The organism is Pseudomonas sp. Y39-6, from assembly GCF_023651955.1.
Classification (GTDB): domain Bacteria; phylum Pseudomonadota; class Gammaproteobacteria; order Pseudomonadales; family Pseudomonadaceae; genus Aquipseudomonas; species Aquipseudomonas veronii.
On sequence record NZ_CP069594.1, the window covers coordinates 4,854,114 to 4,873,315 of the forward strand.

The 19,202-nt window shown below is 61.0% G+C and carries 16 protein-coding genes and 1 rRNA gene; 6 read left to right on the forward strand and 11 right to left on the reverse strand.

Annotation, left to right across the window (positions count from 1 at the left end):
• Nucleotides 1–235 precede the first annotated feature (235 nt).
• Both JN756_RS22035 and JN756_RS22040 read right to left on the reverse strand, forming a co-directional pair.
• A 16S ribosomal RNA gene (locus JN756_RS22035) occupies nt 236–1,772 on the reverse strand.
• A 416-nt stretch (nt 1,773–2,188) separates the two neighbouring features.
• On the reverse strand, nt 2,189–3,370 hold the full coding sequence (locus tag JN756_RS22040) for a PDDEXK-like family protein (protein WP_046382618.1): 1,182 nt from the start codon (nt 3,368–3,370) through the stop codon (nt 2,189–2,191).
• 134 nt (nt 3,371–3,504) lie between these two features.
• On the opposite strand from JN756_RS22040, the gene JN756_RS22045 reads away from it, so the two are divergent.
• Nucleotides 3,505–3,651, forward strand: coding sequence for a DUF2986 domain-containing protein (locus tag JN756_RS22045; RefSeq protein WP_082107721.1), 147 nt, complete (start codon nt 3,505–3,507; stop codon nt 3,649–3,651).
• A gap of 24 nt (nt 3,652–3,675) precedes the next feature.
• Here the strand turns inward: JN756_RS22045 and JN756_RS22050 are convergent, their stop codons facing one another.
• The 9 genes from JN756_RS22050 to JN756_RS22090 form a co-directional block, all read right to left on the reverse strand.
• Entirely contained in the window at nt 3,676–5,733 is a 2,058-nt protein-coding gene (locus JN756_RS22050; RefSeq protein ID WP_046382617.1) for a methyl-accepting chemotaxis protein, read from the reverse strand.
• A gap of 241 nt (nt 5,734–5,974) precedes the next feature.
• Nucleotides 5,975–6,670 carry a tRNA (adenine(22)-N(1))-methyltransferase gene (locus tag JN756_RS22055; RefSeq protein WP_026140332.1) on the reverse strand — a complete coding sequence of 232 codons (696 nt, stop codon included), beginning with the start codon at nt 6,668–6,670 and terminating at the stop codon, nt 5,975–5,977.
• A gap of 38 nt (nt 6,671–6,708) precedes the next feature.
• Nucleotides 6,709–7,860 carry an acetylornithine deacetylase gene (gene argE, locus JN756_RS22060; RefSeq protein ID WP_108524625.1) on the reverse strand — a complete coding sequence of 384 codons (1,152 nt, stop codon included), beginning with the start codon at nt 7,858–7,860 and terminating at the stop codon, nt 6,709–6,711.
• Nucleotides 7,857–8,534, reverse strand: a complete 678-nt coding sequence (locus tag JN756_RS22065; protein WP_057005961.1) for a DUF1028 domain-containing protein — start codon at nt 8,532–8,534, stop codon at nt 7,857–7,859. Before JN756_RS22065 ends, argE begins: the two co-directional genes overlap by 4 nt.
• Nucleotides 8,535–8,543: 9 nt before the next feature.
• Nucleotides 8,544–9,275: a class II aldolase and adducin N-terminal domain-containing protein gene (locus tag JN756_RS22070; protein WP_046382614.1), complete on the reverse strand. Its 732-nt coding sequence runs from the start codon at nt 9,273–9,275 to the stop codon at nt 8,544–8,546.
• 50 nt (nt 9,276–9,325) lie between these two features.
• Nucleotides 9,326–10,156 (reverse strand): ABC transporter substrate-binding protein, encoded by an 831-nt coding sequence (locus JN756_RS22075; protein ID WP_057005960.1) that lies wholly within the window; start codon nt 10,154–10,156, stop codon nt 9,326–9,328.
• 28 nt (nt 10,157–10,184) lie between these two features.
• A complete protein-coding gene (locus JN756_RS22080; protein WP_017849369.1) occupies nt 10,185–11,057 on the reverse strand; it encodes a phytanoyl-CoA dioxygenase family protein in 873 nt (290 codons plus the stop codon).
• 25 nt (nt 11,058–11,082) lie between these two features.
• A complete protein-coding gene (locus JN756_RS22085) occupies nt 11,083–12,600 on the reverse strand; it encodes an amino acid ABC transporter permease/ATP-binding protein (RefSeq protein ID WP_046382612.1) in 1,518 nt (505 codons plus the stop codon).
• Between the two features lie 321 nt (nt 12,601–12,921).
• Nucleotides 12,922–13,896: a LysR family transcriptional regulator gene (locus tag JN756_RS22090; protein WP_017849371.1), complete on the reverse strand. Its 975-nt coding sequence runs from the start codon at nt 13,894–13,896 to the stop codon at nt 12,922–12,924.
• Nucleotides 13,897–14,092: 196 nt separating this feature from the next.
• Between JN756_RS22090 and JN756_RS22095 the strand changes: the two genes are divergently transcribed.
• The 5 genes from JN756_RS22095 (at nt 14,093) to JN756_RS22115 (ending at nt 19,153) form a co-directional block, all read left to right on the forward strand.
• A complete protein-coding gene (locus tag JN756_RS22095; protein WP_017849372.1) occupies nt 14,093–14,515 on the forward strand; it encodes a RidA family protein in 423 nt (140 codons plus the stop codon).
• Between the two features lie 54 nt (nt 14,516–14,569).
• Nucleotides 14,570–15,019, forward strand: a complete 450-nt coding sequence (locus JN756_RS22100) for a type II 3-dehydroquinate dehydratase (RefSeq protein ID WP_046382611.1) — start codon at nt 14,570–14,572, stop codon at nt 15,017–15,019.
• Nucleotides 15,020–15,107: 88 nt separating this feature from the next.
• The gene (locus tag JN756_RS22105; RefSeq protein WP_046382610.1) at nt 15,108–16,358 is read left to right on the forward strand and encodes a flavin-containing monooxygenase; all 1,251 of its coding nucleotides are present in this window, start codon (nt 15,108–15,110) and stop codon (nt 16,356–16,358) included.
• 75 nt (nt 16,359–16,433) lie between these two features.
• Nucleotides 16,434–16,790 carry a VOC family protein gene (locus JN756_RS22110; protein WP_193040251.1) on the forward strand — a complete coding sequence of 119 codons (357 nt, stop codon included), beginning with the start codon at nt 16,434–16,436 and terminating at the stop codon, nt 16,788–16,790.
• Between the two features lie 341 nt (nt 16,791–17,131).
• Entirely contained in the window at nt 17,132–19,153 is a 2,022-nt protein-coding gene (locus JN756_RS22115) for an FIST N-terminal domain-containing protein (protein WP_079444404.1), read from the forward strand.
• Nucleotides 19,154–19,202: the final 49 nt, after the last annotated feature.

Below are 19,202 nucleotides of genomic sequence, written 5' to 3' on the forward strand. Positions count from 1 at the left end.
GCCGAAAATTCGAATTTCTCAATTAAGAGAACTCACAAATTTTACCTTAGCCTGATCCGTTACCAGTGAAAGTAACGTTCAGTCTATCTTTCTATCACATACCCAAATTTTTAAAGAACGGTTCTGAAAAAGATCAGAGCTAACTATTCGATTCGAATATTTAGCTCTGCACTTTGACAAACGCATGAATCAAGCAATTCGTGTGGGAACTTATGGAGCAGCTGATGTCGTCGATTAAGGAGGTGATCCAGCCGCAGGTTCCCCTACGGCTACCTTGTTACGACTTCACCCCAGTCATGAATCACACCGTGGTAACCGTCCCCCCGAAGGTTAGACTAGCTACTTCTGGTGCAACCCACTCCCATGGTGTGACGGGCGGTGTGTACAAGGCCCGGGAACGTATTCACCGCGACATTCTGATTCGCGATTACTAGCGATTCCGACTTCACGCAGTCGAGTTGCAGACTGCGATCCGGACTACGATCGGTTTTCTGGGATTAGCTCCACCTCGCGGCTTGGCAACCCTCTGTACCGACCATTGTAGCACGTGTGTAGCCCAGGCCGTAAGGGCCATGATGACTTGACGTCATCCCCACCTTCCTCCGGTTTGTCACCGGCAGTCTCCTTAGAGTGCCCACCATTACGTGCTGGTAACTAAGGACAAGGGTTGCGCTCGTTACGGGACTTAACCCAACATCTCACGACACGAGCTGACGACAGCCATGCAGCACCTGTCTCAATGTTCCCGAAGGCACCAATCTATCTCTAGAAAGTTCATTGGATGTCAAGGCCTGGTAAGGTTCTTCGCGTTGCTTCGAATTAAACCACATGCTCCACCGCTTGTGCGGGCCCCCGTCAATTCATTTGAGTTTTAACCTTGCGGCCGTACTCCCCAGGCGGTCAACTTAATGCGTTAGCTGCGCCACTAAGAGCTCAAGGCTCCCAACGGCTAGTTGACATCGTTTACGGCGTGGACTACCAGGGTATCTAATCCTGTTTGCTCCCCACGCTTTCGCACCTCAGTGTCAGTATCAGTCCAGGTGGTCGCCTTCGCCACTGGTGTTCCTTCCTATATCTACGCATTTCACCGCTACACAGGAAATTCCACCACCCTCTACCATACTCTAGTCAGTCAGTTTTGAATGCAGTTCCCAGGTTGAGCCCGGGGATTTCACATCCAACTTAACTAACCACCTACGCGCGCTTTACGCCCAGTAATTCCGATTAACGCTTGCACCCTCTGTATTACCGCGGCTGCTGGCACAGAGTTAGCCGGTGCTTATTCTGTCGGTAACGTCAAAACAATCACGTATTAGGTAACTGCCCTTCCTCCCAACTTAAAGTGCTTTACAATCCGAAGACCTTCTTCACACACGCGGCATGGCTGGATCAGGCTTTCGCCCATTGTCCAATATTCCCCACTGCTGCCTCCCGTAGGAGTCTGGACCGTGTCTCAGTTCCAGTGTGACTGATCATCCTCTCAGACCAGTTACGGATCGTCGCCTTGGTGAGCCATTACCTCACCAACTAGCTAATCCGACCTAGGCTCATCTGATAGCGCAAGGCCCGAAGGTCCCCTGCTTTCTCCCGTAGGACGTATGCGGTATTAGCGTCCGTTTCCGAACGTTATCCCCCACTACCAGGCAGATTCCTAGGCATTACTCACCCGTCCGCCGCTCTCAAGAGAAGCAAGCTTCTCTCTACCGCTCGACTTGCATGTGTTAGGCCTGCCGCCAGCGTTCAATCTGAGCCATGATCAAACTCTTCAGTTCAAACATCTTTGGGTTTTTAAGAAACCCTAAACTTGGCTCAGCAATCGTTGGTTACATCTTTGATTTCTCGCGGAGTAACTTGTGATGCTGATAATCTTGTTGACTATCAGTCTGACTCCACAAGCACCCACACGAATTGCTTGATTCAGTTGTTAAAGAGCGGTTGGTTAAGATCTTTCGTCTCAACCGAGGAGCGCACTCTACAGCACACTCTTCGAAGTAGCAACCCTAAAAGTTTTTAATTTTATCAACAAAATCAATTACTTAAGCCAGACCAGCAGCGAACTGCTCGTTAGCGGGAGGCAAATAATACAGGATTAAATTACGTGGTCAACCCCCGCCTGAAAATTCTTTTCCCTACTCAGGCTCGGGAGTCTGAGTAGGGCAAGTAGCTGTCCAGCGGCGCGGCCCCAAGCCTAGCCTGGCTGATCGGCCGTCATGCGGCCCGCGCCCGACGCTGCTGCGCCGTAGAGTTCATGCGCCTTGTACCAGAGGTCATAAAGGTCGTCTGCCATGCGCTCTGCCGCTTGCGCTCGCGTCCCCGATGCAAGCAGTGTCATCAGGTGCTCGTCGCTGGGGTGTTTCATATTGAGTTCGGTGGTGAAGCGCCAGAGCAAGCCATTTTCGCTGACGCCATCGTTCTCCAACAACAGCGTCAACATTTCCAGTTGCCCGAAATCGCGAGGATGGGATTCGGCATCGCAGCAATAGCCACAATAGAAGCGATGATTGAGCTCGATGTAGACCGAGCCCGCCATAAAGCCCAGCTCGTAGTGAAGGCCGTAATAACGGTTATCCCTGGCCGCGCTGTAGTAACGGTCGATAACCGCCGCAGTGGGCGCTTCAGAGGGCTTGGGCAGCGTGGGGTATTTATCTTCGACGCACTTGGCAACGGCTTGCCAGAGTTCCAGTTGCAGGTCTTTGAGCGTCTCGGTGAAGGCTCTCTGCAGGTCCTTGACCACGAGCAGGTTGTTGTCCTGGCGTAACGTCTGCTTGAGCGCGTCCATGTAGGCGTGTCCTTGGTTCTGGAAAGTCAGTTTTGCGATGAGGTCGATGTACTGCAGCAGGCTTTCTCGCACGCCCGCTTCGCGGATCACCCAAGGTTGGCATTGCGCAAGCCAGGGCAGGATGTCGGCGGCGTAGCTGATACGTTGGTAGTCGATCCCCAGGCAACTGCGCGTGTCGGCGTCGCGCCCGTCCAGGGTGAGGTACAACGGCGGGAACGTCTGGTAGCCCTCGCCCTGGAGCGCTTCCAGGTAACGGTGCAACTGGGCGTCCTGGTCCTCGGCGTTGAGCTTGTTCTCAATGATGATCGCCTGGCGCTTGCCGTTGCGGATCAGGATGTCGACATTGCGGTACTCGACATCCACCGTGACAGCGCGACAATCGAAGCCTTCTATATTCAACGCCGCGAGCCACAGCTCCAGCAGTTTCCCGCCCGCGGCGTGGGCGCCCTTGGGGTTGAGCAAAAAAGCCAGGTAGCGAGAGTGCAGGCGGACCTCGTCCGAAGCACTGCGCAACAGCGTGAACAGGTTGAAGGGTTCAGGGCGATGAAGCGTGGCCCTGAGTGAGGCGGCGCGAGTGATCAATAGGTGCAAGGCTCATCTCCTTGTGCTTGCGATGCCTGAGAATGAGGCATTGTGCCACTATTTTATGACACCGCACCGTCAAAATCGGGCCCATTGTTTTTAGCTGATATCATTCGAGAATTGACCAGGTGGGTGAGACCAACATGAACCGTCGTAAAAAGATCAATCAGCTATTAAAGGCCAACGCGAAAAAGGCCAGTGCCAAATTGGCGCCGAAAGCCAAGGACAAATACATCAGCAAGGCTGACCGATTGAAACTCGAGGTAGAGTCCAGTCAGGACACAAACTAGACCGGCTTACACCCAGCGGCCTATTCAGCTCAGGCGGAAACGTGCGGTGTTGTCACTCAGCGCACGACTGCCCTTGCTCAACGTATCCGCTGCCTGATTCACCGCCCGCGCGCCATCGAGCAAGCGCCCTGCCGCCTGATCCACTTGCTGGATATTGCCGCTCACCTCGTCCGCCGTCGTCGCTTGTTCTTCCACCGCCGCCGCGATATGCGCCAGAGTGTCGGTGACGTTCTGCACGGCTCCGGCGATCTCGCCCAGCCGCGCGCCCAGCCCGGTAACGGATTCGGCGTCGGTCAGCGCCTGGGCACAGGCGACGCTCATCAGTGTGACGGCCTGACTGACCGTGGCGCGCAGGCTGTCGACGGTGCCGGCGATTTGCGCGGTGGAGGCCTGGGTGCGTTGCGACAGGCTGCGCACTTCATCGGCGACCACGGCAAACCCCCTGCCCTGTTCGCCAGCTCGCGCGGCTTCGATGGCGGCGTTGAGTGCCAACAGGTTGGTTTGCTCGGCGATGCCTCGAATGGTGTCGACCACCGACTGAATCTGCTGGCCCTGTTGACTCACTTGCTCCAGGGCGTTGGCGGTGTCGGTCAGGCGCTGGTTGAGTTGCTGGATGCTCGCCGTAGTACGCTGGCTGTCGCGGCTGCTGTCTTCAGCGATGCGGCGGGTGTGTTGGGCGCTGCCGGAGGCTTGCTCACAACTTTTGGCGACGCCCATGGAGGTGGCGGCCAATTGCGTCGCCGCCGCAGCGATCTGGCTGATCTGGTGTTGCTGGTCTTCGACGTCGCTGAGGGTACTGCCCGACTGCGAATTGAGCGTAAGCACCGCCGACCCGAGTTGCTGAGTCTCGTGATTGACCCCCAGCAGGCTGGTACGCAGTTGCACCACCGCCACGTTGAGCGCCGCGCTGATCGCCGCCAGCTCATCGCGACCGTCCACCGCCACTTCCACACACAGGTTGCCGTCGCGCAACGACTCAGCCAGCGTGGTGATACCGCTGGCACTGCGGCGGATCGACGCTTGCAGGCACATGAACAGGTACAGCGCCGCCAGGGCCAGCAGGCTGAAAATGGCCGCTACGGGGATGAATTGCTGCAAGGAGCGGTCGTGGTAATGGGTCAGGCGCGCATCCAGCGAGCCGAGCGATTGCTTGCGCAACGCGCCCAGGCTGCCGAGCATGGTGTCGACACTGCGCTCGAAACTGGCAGGGTCAAGCTTGATGGTGCCGCCAAACACGCCGTCGTCGAGCACTTTGAGCTCGCTGTCCAGTTGTTGCAGGCTGTTGTCGTACTGCGCGGTCCAGGGTTCCAGGCCGGCGTATGGCTTGGCCTTGAGCGATGCCGCAGCCTTGATCAACTGGTCCCGCGCATCGCCGATACGGCCGCGCAGGTCGCGCATCTGCAAGCGGCTTTGCAAGGTGAACTGGCCCGAGGCGATGGACGACTGACCAATACTGGCCATGCGCCCGATACGCTCGATCAGGTCCGGCGTGTGCTGGCTGGAAATCTGCATCAGCAGGTAAGTCTCCAGCCAGGGGTCGAGGATCAGGCCGGCGTCGAGGGTGATCTGTTCACGCAGGGTTTGCATGGCGCTCAGCGCCGAGGTGAAGCGGTCGTAGCCGTCTGGCCACCAGCCGACGGTGCGCAGGGATTGCACATCCATCCCCTTGACCGCTGCCTGCAATGCATCGAAGCGGGCCAGGGTATCGCCGCTCGCGCCCTGTTTCTTGAGCGCGTCGCCCAGGGCTTGCAGGCTTTGCAGGATGAGCGGGTTGTTCGCATCCACCTGGTCCATCGCCGCCTTGGCTGCGGGAGTCGGTTCACGCAGCAGGTCCAGCGCTTTCCAGCGCGACGCCAGGTTGCGTTGGGCCGTTAATTGGCCATCTAGCGCGTCCAGGGTCAGCAGTTGAGAAACGCCGGACTTTTCGCTGGAAATCACCGCGAGTTTGTCGCGATAGTCCAGCCCGATCATCCAGAGGCTCCCGGCCAAGGGCAGAATGAACAGAATGAACAGAATCTGGAATTTGCGTGCGAAGCCGAAACGTCCGAGCAGGCGGATACCGGGTGACAAAAGACTGTGCATGGCCGACTACTCCCTAAAACCACCCACACGCGGCAACGATGGGTGACGCCTTGAAATGACTAACGGCAAAGTGCCATGTCATTGATTGGGAAGGCTCAAGCAAGATACGGGCCGCAGAGAGCGCCCCCCTGAACAGGCGGTGCGACACCCGAAAAATCGTGTGCCGTGCGCGAAGATGGGGCGAAAGCACTCAGCGTCGGGAACGACCGCGTAGCGAGTGGGTTCGATCAACCCGCTGCGGTCACGCCAGCAACGCGGTGATCCACTGCACTTGCCGGGCGACCTCTTGCACCTTGGCCGGCGGTAACGCCTGGCGGGCCTGTTCGAAACCGGCCAGGGTTTTCTGCTTTTGCCGCAGCAGGCGTTGCCACTTGGCCAGGAAGTCCGGGCTGCGGGCCTGCAGGTGCAGCGGGCCGAAGTACAACTCCTCGGCACTGTACACCCGCGGTTCGGCGCGCTCGGCGACGATGATCTCGTAGTAGAAGCGGTTTTCCCGCAACAACTCTTCGACAAGGATGCGGTAACCGTTGTCCATCAGCCATTGGCGCAACGGTTGTTCACCGCCGTTGGGTTGCAGGATCAGGCGCTCCTGGCCGGTGAGGCAGGCCTTGCCGCTGTCGAGGATGTCGCGGATGGTCTCGCCGCCCATGCCGCAGACGCTGATCGCACTGATCGCGTCGCCGGGTTCGATGGCTGCCAGGCCATCGGCCAGGCGCACGCTGACATGTCGCTCCAGGCCATTTTCACGCACGGTGCGTTCGGCGGCCTGGAATGGCGTCGCGGCCACCTCCCCCGCCACCGCCGCCGCGATCAGGCCGCGGCGCAGCAACGCCACCGGCAGGTAGCCATGGTCGGAGCCGATATCCGCCAACCGCGCCCCGGCCGGCACATGCGCCGCCACGCGTTCCAGGCGCATGGACAATGTGTGTTCGTTCAACTGGGGTCCCTTCTTCACCACGAGTGTCAGTGCGAGGGCTATTGACGCACAAACTCCACCACCCGCTCCAGCATTCGATCACAGGCATCCAGTTGTTGCAGGCTGATGAATTCATCCGCCTTGTGCCCCTGCTCCATGCTGCCCGGCCCGCACACCACGGTGGGAATCCCTGCCTGATCGAACAACCCGCCTTCGCTGCCGAAGGCGACGGTACCGAAGTCCCGCGAACCGCAAAACTGCGCGACCCACTCAGCGGCCTGGCTTTGCGACGAAGTCGCCAACCCCGGATAGCTGGACAACTCACTGAAACCGATCGCGCACTGCGCACTCACCGCCTGCATCGCCGGCAGCAGGGTGTGCTCGGCATACAACCGTAACTGGTGCGCCACCTGCCACGGGTCCTGGGCCGGCAGCGAGCGCACTTCGAAATCGAAGCTGCACTGCTGCGGCACGATATTCAGCGCCTTGCCGCCGCTCATCACCCCGGTTTGCACTGTGGAAAACGGCGGATCGAACGCCGCGTTCAGGTGTTGCGGCGCCTTGAGTTCTTCACCGAGCCGCACCAGCTCCCGGATCAAGCAGGCCGCGTATTCGATGGCGTTGACGCCCGACGGCGCATAGGCCGAATGACACGCCGCGCCATGCACATCGCAACGCATGGCCAATTTGCCTTTGTGCCCCAGCACCGGCTTGAGCTCGGTGGGCTCGCCGATCACGCACAACAGCGGCTTGACCGGCTGCGCGCGAAACCGTTCGATCAATGAACGCACGCCCAGGCAACCCACCTCCTCGTCATAGGACAGCGCGATATGCACCGGCATGCGCAACGACGCCCGCACCAGCGCCGGCACACAGGCCAACACACAGGCGATATAGCCCTTCATGTCGGCGGTGCCACGCCCGTACAACTTGCCGTCTTGTTCGGTGAGGTCGAACGGCGCCACGCTCCAGCGCTGGCCGTCCACCGGCACCCCATCGGTATGCCCGGACAACACGATGCCGGGCACATCCGCCGGGCCGATGGTCGCCAGCAGGTTGGCCTTGTTCTTGTGTTCGTTGAACACCAGTTCACAGGCGACGCCGTGGCCCTGCAAATAAGTACGCACGAAGTCGATCAACGCGAGGTTGGATTCGCGGCTGGTGGTGTCAAAGCGCACCAGTTGCGCCAGCAGGTCACGGCTGTGGCTCATCGGTCATCTCCCGGCACCGCATAGCCCGGCGCGATGTGCGGGTGGAGGGCGCGGTCGAGGTAGTCTTGCAGTTGCCCGCGATAGGCCTGCCACAACTGATCGAGGGCGCCGATCGGCTCGGCATCGGCCCAGTCCACGCGCAGATTGACGATGGGCCAGAGCAGATCGTCGACCACCATCAGGGCCGCCGAATGCACCGGCCCCGCTTCGCCGCCGAGGGCCTGGCCTGCGTGCATCGCGGCGAGCAGCCGGTCAGCCAGATGCCCCGAGGCGTTTTCGAACGCGCCGACCATCGCGGCGATCACACCGGGATTAGCCAGCATGTTCCCGGCCGCAACACATTGCTCGCCGCTCTGCGCGGCATGCAGGCCGAGAGTCTGCGCGCCGCTGAAGTGCGCGGTGCGACCCAGCCGATCGATCACCGTCACCTGCCGATAGTCGCGGTGGTCCTGCCCGGCGAACACTGCCGCCACGGCTTCACTCGGCGTCATGCCCTGCTCCAGCAGGTCGAGAATCTGCGGACCCAGGCTCGGCAAAGTGATGTTCTGCGACGCCACCGCGCCCACACCGGGGCGCAGCCACGGGCAACGCGCGCCCACGGCGATGCTCGACGAACTGATGGCGATCCCCAACTGGCCCGTCTCGGCACAGCGGGCAACAACGGAAAAGGTCATAGCGCTTCCTCAGTCGAGCACCGACGCATCGGCATCGATCATCATTTGCTTCATTTCTTCAAAATGCTGGCGCGAGAAATCGGTAATGCCTTCCCAGCCCCGCGCGGTTTTTTCCGCCACTTCATCGGACAACACCCGCAACGGCTGCCCGGTGGACCACGCCGTGACGAGGATCTGGCAGGCGCGCTCCAGGGTCCAGATATCGTCGAACGCTTCACCGATGGACGAAGCGGTCACCATCACGCCGTGGTTGCCCATCAATAGGCGGCTCTTGCCGTCGAGCAGGCCGACCAGGCGCGCGCCTTCGGCTTCGGTATCGGCCATGCCGCCGTAGAGCTCGTCCACCGCCACGCGGTTGAAATAGCGCGCGGTGTTCTGGTCGATCGCCGGGATGTGCGGCTTGGCCAGGCACGCCACCGCCGTGGTGTAGACCGGGTGCAGGTGCAGCACGGCGCGGGTGTGCGGCAGCAGTCGGTGGATCTGCCCGTGGATCGACCAGGCGGTGGCGTCCACGTTCGGGTGGTCGGCACAGCTGGGGTCATCGGCGTTCAATAGCAGCAGGTCGCTGGCGCGAATGCGCGAGAAGTGCTTCCACCTCGGGTTGAGCAAAAACTGTTTGCCATCGGCCGACACGGCAGCGCTGAAGTGGTTGGCCACCGCTTCGTGCATACCCAGGTGGGCGACGATGCGAAAGGTCGCTGCCAGGTCAATGCGCGTCTGTTCTTCGAGGGATAACGCCATGGATCGGTCTCCGCAGGGCGCGACCGCAAGACGGCGGCCGCGCAATAGGCTTACTTGGGCATCAGCGCCGCAAGGTCGGCATCGGTGGGGGCCTCGAAGTTGTACTTCTTGAGCAAGGCCGCGTATTCCGGCGTGGCGCGGTACTTCTCCAGGCCGTCGAGCAAGGCTTTTTTCACCGTGTCATTGCCCTTCTTCACGCCGAAGCCGTTCAGCACCGGGTAGATCAAGGCGTCGGAGGAAATCACCACGCGGCTGCCCAGCTTGTCGATCACGCCACGGGCCACGGCCGCGTCGGTGATCTGCGCTTCGACCGCATGGGCCAGCAACGCCTGGGTGGTTTGCGGGTCGGTGCTGTACTCGCTGATCTGGATCGGCTTCAAGCCCTTGGCCACGCAGTACTCGGCCGACAGTTTGTTCATCTGCGCGAGCCAGGACGTAGCGCCCATGGAACCGATCTTGTGGCCGCAGAATTCTTCCGGGGTCTTGGGTTGGAAAGCACTATCCTTGAGGGTCAGGATCGACTCACCGCTTTTCAGGTAGGGGATCATGTCGATGACCTTGACCCGCTCGGCGGTGATGTACATCGACGAGTTGGTCACATCGAAACGCCCGGCCTGCAGGCCGGTGATCAGGTTGGGGAAACGCGTGTCGAGGGTCTCGACCTTGCGCCCCATGACCTTGCCCAGGCCGTCCATGAACTCGATATCGAAGCCCGCTGGCTTGTTGTTATCCATGTACTCATAGGGGAAGAACGTCACATCGGAACCGGCGATGATCTTGCCGTCCTGCTGGAACGCCGAAGCCGCCAACGAGGTCATCGCAACCGCTGCGCCCAGCAGGCACACGGCAAGGGGACGAACACTTTTACGAAACGCTGTCATGGTCAATACCTGCAAGGGGGTTGGGAGGTTAGGCAGTGGCAGAATCTTGTCCGGCCTGTTGCACGAAGAAAGACGCGCCACGGGGTTTCTGCGGCAAGCGCAGTTGGTTGTCCGTGGAACGTATCAAGCCACTTTCTTCACCGGCCACCAGCAGGCCGGCATGTGCGCTGGGCAGAGGGTTTTCGCCGAATGGCAACGCGTCTTCAGCGGCGTAGACGCTGATGAACAGGGTGCGCGGCAGTTCGGTCTCGTTAGGGCTGGAGGCATGCAAAAGCCGGGTGTGCATGAAGCACACGGAACCGGCCGGGCCGTAGCAGGCGACCGGTTGCCGACAGTGTTGCGCGACCACGGCATCGTCCACCGCGCCGGTGAAACGCTGGTTCTGCCAGTGCGACCACAGCGGGCCTTTATGGCTGCCGGGGATCACATTCAGCGGGCCGTTTTGCGGGGTCACTTCGCTGACCATCAGCAAGGCGGTGATGATGTCGTCGTTGCTGTGGGGCGTGAATAAAAAGTCCTGGTGCCACTTCACCTGGGTCGCGGTGCGGGGCAGCTTCGAGTTGATCTTGCTGTGGTGAAAGCGCGTGCCACTGGCGCCGATCAACTGCGCGGAAATCGCCGCCATGCGTGAATGCAACGCCACGCGCTCATACACTGGGGAAATCTCGGTGGGCGAACTGACCCGCCGCAGCGACGGGTGATCGGCGCGATGGTCGCCCTCCAGATCGAAGCGTGCGCGGCCATCCACGGTGGTGCCCCAGCCCTGGTCATGGCGGCGACTTTCCTCTACCCATTGGTCGAAGTCGTGCTGCAACGCGGCCACTTCGTCCATCGACAACACGCCTTCCACCACCAGGTAGCCGTCGCGCTGGAACTGCTCGATTTGATGTTGCTCGATCATTTTGTTTTTCCTGAACGTTAGAGGGTCACGCCAGCGAGACGTCCTTGAGGAACGCCTCCACGCGTGGGTTCTGGCCGCTGCGCAATACCGCAGGCGTGTCGTCGCAGACCACACGCCCCTTCTCCATGAACACGATCCGATCGGAGACCTTGAACGCGAAATTCATCTCGTGGGTGACGATCACCATGGTGATGCCCTCCTCGGCCAAGGCTTCGATGACTTGCAGCACTTCGTTGACTTTCTCCGGGTCGAGCGCCGAGGTGGGCTCGTCGAACAGCATGATCTGCGGGCGCATCATCAACGCGCGGGCGATGGCCACGCGTTGCTGCTGGCCGCCGGAGAGTTGGTGCGGGTACTTCCAGGCGTGGTCGAGCATGCCAACCTTGTGCAGCAGCGCGTAGGCCTGTTGCTTGAGCGCGTCGGTACGCCCCAGGCCGTGGTATTTCGGCGCCATCAGCAGGTTGTCGAGCACGCTCAAGTGCGGGAACAGGTTGAAGCTCTGGAACACCATGCCGATGTTCAGGCGATGCTCGGCGTGTTCGACGTACTGCGGTTTCTGCGCGCCGGTTTTGTTCAGGTGGATGAACGGCTGGCCGTTGATCTTGATCTCGCCGTTGTCCAGTTGCTCCAGGCCGTTGAGCAGGCGAATCAAGGTGGTTTTGCCCGACCCCGACGGCCCGATCACCGACACCACTTCACCGGGCTGGACCTGCAGGTTGACCGAGCCCAGCACCTCGATGTCGTTGTAGGCCTTGTGCAGCCGCGTGGCTTGCAGCGCCGGGGCCCCGGTGGTTGCCGGACGTTGCAGCGCAACCCGTTGTTGCGTGGCCAGCGCCAGCACCGCCGCATCGGGAACCCGCGACACATTGCGTTGGTTGACGTCGAGAAAGCGCTCCAGGCGTTTGAGCAGGAAGTCGAACACGGTGACGATAAACACGTAAAAAAACGCCACCGCCGCCATGGTTTCGATCACCAGGAAGTTCTGCGAATACAGGCGCTGGCCGACCATCAGGATTTCCGTCAGCGAGATCACCGACACCAGCGAGGTGAGCTTGACGATGGAGATGTATTCGTTGGCCAGGGACGGCAGCGCCACCCGCACAGCCTGGGGGATCACCACGCGCCATTGGGTGCCGAAAAACTTCAAGCCCAACGCCCGCGCTGCCTCGCCCTGGCCTTTGGGGATCGAGAGCAGACCGCCGCGATGGATCTCGGCCACATACGCCGTTTCGCAGATCACCAGGGCCAACAGGCCGGACCAGAACGGGTCGGCCAGAATCGCCGACGTGCCGGGCAGCGCTTGCGGCAGGTTGTAGATAAAGATCAACAGCACCAACAACGGCAGGCTGCGGAACAGCCAGATATAGCCACGCGCAGGAACGCTGAGCAGCCCATGTCTGGATTGCTTGGCCAGCGCCAGCAGAAAGCCCAGACCGATACTCAAGACCCAGGTCAGGGTGCTGAGCTTGATCACCGTCCACGTTGCGCGCCAGAACTCGGCGTCACCCAGCAGACCCAACATATAATTCCAGTCGAATGTCATCGTCGCGCTGCCCTGCCCCAAAAAAGAAGTTGATCTGCGTCAATGAATTCAGAGTCGTGGGGACGGGCCCTTGGGGTCAATTCGTAAAACCCGGTCCACTGGGTAGGCAGAACCTACGCAGCCCGCCGCCACCCTCGAAACCACCAAAAATCAATGTGGGAGGGGCTTGCCCCCGATAGCGGCGCATCAGCAACACATCAGCAAGCTGACCCACTGCAATCGGGGGCAAGCCCCCTCCCACATTGGATAGGCTGTAGGCCCTGACCGAAAGGGTGCGCGCCTGAACTCACCGCGCCGAACACGCCACCTTTTGGTGCAAATTCAGCTCACACTGCTGAGCGAGCGCACCGCATGCGGGTCAAAAAAGCTCGGCGGGGCCATGCCGGGGATGTACTGGTCGGACACAAACATGCGGCAGCGCTCGGCAAACGCCGACACCACACGCGACAGCTGGGTGTTGCTCGCCGTGGCGTAGCCCAGCTTCATCGGCCGGTGCGCGCCCGCCAGGCGCAGGCGGATCACGCGTTTGCCGTCCTGGGACAGGTTCGATTTGGGCCGCGCATTCGCGAAGGAATAACCGATCCCGTTGCCGACCATGGCGCGCACCGTTTCGAGGTTGGTGGAGCGCATGATGATGTTCGGCGTGGTGCCTGCCTGCATAAACAGGCTGAGGAAATAGTCGCGGCTCCAGGGCGTGTCGAGCAGCACCACCGGGTACGCCTCCAGGTCCTGCATGCTGACCGCCGACAGACTCGCCAGCGGGTGGTACTCGCCGACCATCACATACGGCGGCAGGTGCGCCAGGGGTTGGAAATCGATGTCGGGGCTGGTCACCAGGTCGTAGGTCAGGGCGATGTCCAGCTCGCCACTGCGCAGTTTTTCCAGCAGTTCCTCGTGGTTGCCTTCGGCCTGGGTCAGGCGCACGCCGGGAAACGCACGACCGAAACCAAACACCAGCTCGGGGGTGATCATCGGCGCCAGCGACTCCAGGCAACCCACGCGCAGCGGCCCGCGCACGGTGTTCAACGACTCCGAGGCGATGGTGTAGAGGTTGCTCACCTGCTCCAGGATCTGTTTGGCTTCTTGCATCACCAGGCGCCCCACGGCCGTCAGCGAAATGCCCTGGGCGTGATGCCGGATAAACAGCTGGATGCCCAGCTCGGCCTCCATGTGAGTGATCGCCGCCGAGATCGACGGCGACGAAACATGGATGCGTTCAGCCGCGGCACTGATGCTGCCGGCCTCGCCCGACGCGACGAAATATTCCAGTTGGCGCTGAGTGATACGACTGAGCATCAGGCCTGTACCTCGGTAATGACTGTATGCCCAGCGCGTTGCAGGGTTCATGCCGGGATAGGCGCGGGCCCTGCGCAGGGCGATGACCTGCACGGGCTTCGGTTTTTCCTAAGCACTACCCCGCACAAATGCTGGTTTCGTCCGGCGACCGGCGATGTGAAGCTGATTGCATCCCGCTGCCGACGAGTCGCTCGCCATGCCCACTCATACCCGTATCCGCATGTTCAATACCAAACAGACCTATCCCAACCAGGCGCTGGACAACGACCTGTGCCAGGCCGTGCGCGCTGGTAACACCATCTATGTGCGCGGCCAGATCGGCACCGATTTCGACGGCAACCTGGTCGGCCTCGGCGACCCGCGTGCCCAGGCCGAACAGGCCATGAAAAACGTCAAGCAACTGCTTGAGGAGGCGGGTTCCGACCTGTCCCATATCGTCAAGACCACCACCTATCTGATCGACCCGCGCTACCGCGAGCCGGTGTACCAGGAGGTCGGCAAATGGCTCAAGGGCGTGTTCCCGATTTCCACCGGGCTGGTGATTTCCGGCCTCGGTCAACCGGAGTGGTTGATGGAGATCGATGTGATCGCCGTGGTGCCGGACGACTGGAGCGTATGAAGGCGGCCGACGCCCACCTCGTGCTGCACCTCGCCGAATAAGCCGGAGAACCTCATGCCCCACACCGTGTACTTCCTCAATGGCCCCAACGCCAACCTCTATGGGCTGGGCAAGGACGGCACCTACGGCAGTGCCAGCTTCGCCAGCATCGAAGCGCGTTGCCAGGGCCACGCCGCGGAGTTGGGCCTGACCCTGGACTTTCGCCAGAGCAACCATGAAGGCGTGCTGGTGGACTGGATTCAAGAGGCCCGCCTGAACGCCGACGCCATCGTGATCAACGCCGCCGGGCTGAGCTACAGCTCGGTGCCGATCCTCGATGCACTGCTGGCGTTCGACGGCCCGATCATCGAAGCGCACATGAGCAATATCTGGAAGCGCGAAAGCTTCCGGCATCACTCCTACGTGTCCAAAGCCGCCACCGGCGTGGTCGCCGGGCTGGGCGCGCTGGGTTACCAACTGGCACTCACGGCGGTGGCCGAACTGCTCGCAGAGCCGCCGCAGTGAACGGTATCACCCACGCGTCCACATTGGCGGTCCACCGCGACCGCGCCCGTTCTTTTCAGACAGACTTCTTACTATTCAGGCCCTTCCTATGTCAGTAGAAACCATCAACACCCTGGTAGTCGGCGCTGGCCAGGCCGGCGTCGCCATGAGCGAACACCTGTCCCTGATGGGCGTGCCGCATATCGTGCTGGAGCGCAGCCGCATCGCCGAGCGCTGGCGTTCGGAGCGCTGGGACTCGCTGGTCGCCAACGGCCCGGCCTGGCACGACCGCTTCCCCGGCCTGAAATTCGACGGCATCTCCCCCGAAGCCTTCCCGCCCAAGGAGCGCATGGCCGACTACTTCCAAGCCTATGTCGAAATGCTCAACGCCCCGGTGCGTACCGGCGTCGAAGTGCAGCAAGTGGAGCGCCATGTCGGGCGCCCCGGCTTCAAGGTAACCACCTCGGCGGGCGTGATCGAGGCCGCTAACGTGGTGGCCGCCACCGGCCCGTTCCAACGCCCCTCGATCCCGGACATCGTCCCCGCCACCGCGCCGCTGCATCAGTTGCATTCCTGCGCCTACAAGAACCCCGGCCAACTGCCCGAAGGCGCCGTGCTGGTGGTCGGCGCCGGGGCCTCCGGCGCGCAAATCGCCGAAGAACTGCAAAAGGCCGGCAAAACCGTGTACCTCTCGGTCGGCGAACACTACCGCCCTCCCCGCGCCTACCGCGGCCGCGACTACTGCTGGTGGCTCGGCGCCCTGGGCCTGTGGGACGAAGTCAAAATCCAGCCGAAGAAAAAACACGTGGCCTTTGCCGTCAGCGGCTACGAAGGCGGCAAGACCGTCGACTTCCGCCGCCTCGCGCATCAAGGGATCAACCTGGTGGGCGTCACCGAACAGTGGAACGCTGGCGTCATGACCTTCGCCCCAGGCCTGGCCGCCAACGTGGCGCAGGGCGATCGGGCGTACTTCGACGTACTGCGCGACGCCGATGCGTACATCGAGGCAAACGGCTTGCCGTTCCCCGAAGAACCGCAAGCCTGGGAACTGCTGCCCGACCCGCAATGCCTGCTGAACCCGACCCTCAGCCTGGACCTGGCCGAAGCCGGCGTGACCACGATTCTATGGGCCACCGGCTTCAAGTTCGACTTCAGTTGGTTGAAGGTGGATGCGTTCGACGAGAACGGCGAACCGTTCCACAAACGCGGGATTTCGGCGCAGAGCGGGATCTATTTCCTGGGCCTGCCAAACCTGGTGAACCGGGCGTCGTCGTTTATCTATGGGGTTTGGCATGATGCGAAGTACGTGGCGGATCACATCGTGTTGCAGAACGAGTACATGGCGTATGGCAAGGCTTAGCGCCTTGTTCCCAGCGACATTTCAACGCTCGAACCGTTACAATCGCCGCTTTGGACATTCGCCAAGGAGGCAACCATGAGCGTTCGTGGTCAAGATCGACAGATCGACAATATTGAATTCAATGTCAGCGACATTGCCCGCAGCAAAGCCTTCTACGGCAACGCCTTCGGCTGGACGTTCGTCGACTACGGTCCGACCTATACCGAATTCAGCGATGGCCGGCTGACCGGTGGTTTCACCACCGGGGAGCCGGTTCGACCGGGCGGCCCTTTAATCATCTTGTATTCGGACAATCTGGCAGACGCGCTACAGCGGCTCAAGGCTCTGGGCGCGGTGATCTCCCGCGAAACCTTTGCGTTCCCCGGTGGAAGCAGGTTCCACTTCATTGATCCCGACGGCTATGAACTGGCCGTGTGGACCGCGCAACCGTAGATCCAGTTGGAATACCGGCGGCTTCGACACTTTATGTTTGCCGACCTTGAGTTCAATGTCGCCCGCGACCAAAAGACAATTGCGCGCGCAAAGTATATTGGCCTCAATCAATGGGAAATCTGGCTGGAAGGTGTCAAGACCGGTGAAGTTGTCAGTCAACGCCCACACTGATCCGCGATAAAGGGGGCACACTTATTCGCCAGTTAAATGGCGGCAATAAATTGTCCTGTTCACTTTGTCGCACCCCCTCTGTTACGGCTCCAGCCCCCGCCATATCGGCCGATAACTTGATTAACCGCAAGCCCAACGCATGCGCCCCTCACTGGATCGAGCCCGCCGCCATGAACCCACTCAACCTTCTAAAAAAAGCCCGGGCCGATCGACAAGGCACCGCCACCCTCACCTGCACCGCCAATGAACTGGAGTCCTCATTGGCCAACCTGCGCATCGCGCCCGTGCTGATCACCGGTTTCATCTCTCCGCACCTGGACATCGACCAGATTGCCGCCAAGCTCAAGCGTCGCTTTCCCCACACCAGCATCAGCCTGTGTACCACCGCTGGCGAGTTGTGCAACGCGGCGAATTCGCTGTATTGCACTACCGGCGAGCGCTGGGACCGGATTGTCCTGCAGTTGTTCGACGACAGCCTGATCGCTTCGGCCGAGGTGGTGATGGTGCCGCTGGAGTGTGAGGACATCCGCAGCGGCGGCAAGCGCATGGGGATGAAGGAGCGGATTGCCAAGCTGACGAGCAATATCAAGCGGGTACAGGCACACACGCCGATCGACCATCGCGACACCCTGGCCTATGTGGTGTTCGATGGGCTGTCCGCGTCGGAGTCGTTTTTCATGGAGGCGCTGTATGAGTCGGGGCGCTTCCCCTGCCTGTTTGTCGGCGGTTCGGCCGGGGGTAAGTTGGATTTCCAGAAAACCCTGATCCATGACGGCCAGCGCAGTTATCAGAACCACGCACAGATCGTGTTCCTGAAAACCGCCGCGAATGTGCGTTTTGGCGTATTTAAAAGCCAGAATTTCAAACCGGCTGACTTGACCTTCAGCGTGCTGACCGCCTCCGAGGAGGACCGCACGATTGACCAGGTGATCGACAGCGCGGGCAATATCAAGAGCATGGTGCAGGCGCTGTGTGACGCGTTCAGTTGCGCGCCCCAGGCGCTGGAAGCGAAGTTGGCGGATTTCTCGTTTGCCATCCGCGTGGGCAATGAATTGTTCGTGCGCTCCATCGCACGGATCGACTATGAACAGCAGATCGTCCAGCTGTATTGCGACGTGGCCCCCGGCGAGGAGCTGGTGATGGTGCGGCGCACGCCGTTGCGTGAGGCCACCCGCACGGACTACGCGCAGTTCCTGCGCGGCAAGGGCGGCCAGCCGGTGGCGGGCATTCTCAATGACTGCATTTTGCGCAGGCTGAACAACCCCAGCGAATTGGGCAGCATGGCCGGGACGTTTGGCGATGTGCCGCTGGCGGGGCTGTCGACCTTCGGTGAAATCCTTGGCCTGAACCTGAACCAGACCCTGACCGCGATTTTCTTCTTTCGAGTGGCCAAGGGCGCCAGCTACAGCGACGAATACCTGGACAACTTCATTGCGCACTACGGCGAGTTCAAAGCCTTCTTCCTACGCCGCCAGGTAAATAAGCTGGCCGGATTGAACCATGTGGTGGTCAAGCAGATTGCCGCGTTCAAAAACAATGACTTCAGCGGCGCCCTGAATACCCGCGGGCTGGACAGCAATATCCTGCCGGTGTTCGAGGGCCTGGCAGACCTCGGCCAAGTGCTGGCCCAGGCCGAACGTCAACAGGCGGAAATCGCCTCGCAGATCAAGCATTACTCCGGCGAATTGCACGCCTCAATGGACGAACTGGTGGGCACCATCGACCAGCAGAACAGCGTGTCTGCAAAGGCCGGGGCGACGGTCGAGGGCTTGTCCAGCCAGGCGGATGATGCCGTGGTCGGCGCGCGGACCCTGGCCGGTTCGAGTTTGCGTATCCAGTCGATTGTGCAGGTGATTCAGCAAATCGCCGGCCAGACCAACCTGCTGGCGCTCAACGCCGCCATCGAAGCCGCGCGCGCAGGCGACCTGGGCCGCGGTTTTGCGGTAGTGGCGGATGAGGTGCGCAAGCTGGCGGAAATCACCCGCAAGAATGCGGCGGAAATCGGTGTGGATATCGACCTGCTGTCCGGCGAAATCCAGCGTGTTGCCCAGCAGATTGAAGACCAGTCCAGCGGCGTCGGCGCCTTGCGCGAAATGCTCGATGCACTGGAGGCGTCAAGCCGCGCCACCGAGGGGACCGCGCAACGGACCAAGACGATTGCGGATACGCTGACAGGGCTTACGCATGCGTAGGCCCCCACGGGATCGATGTCGGATGTTCGAGTAGCGGGAACAGCGTGTT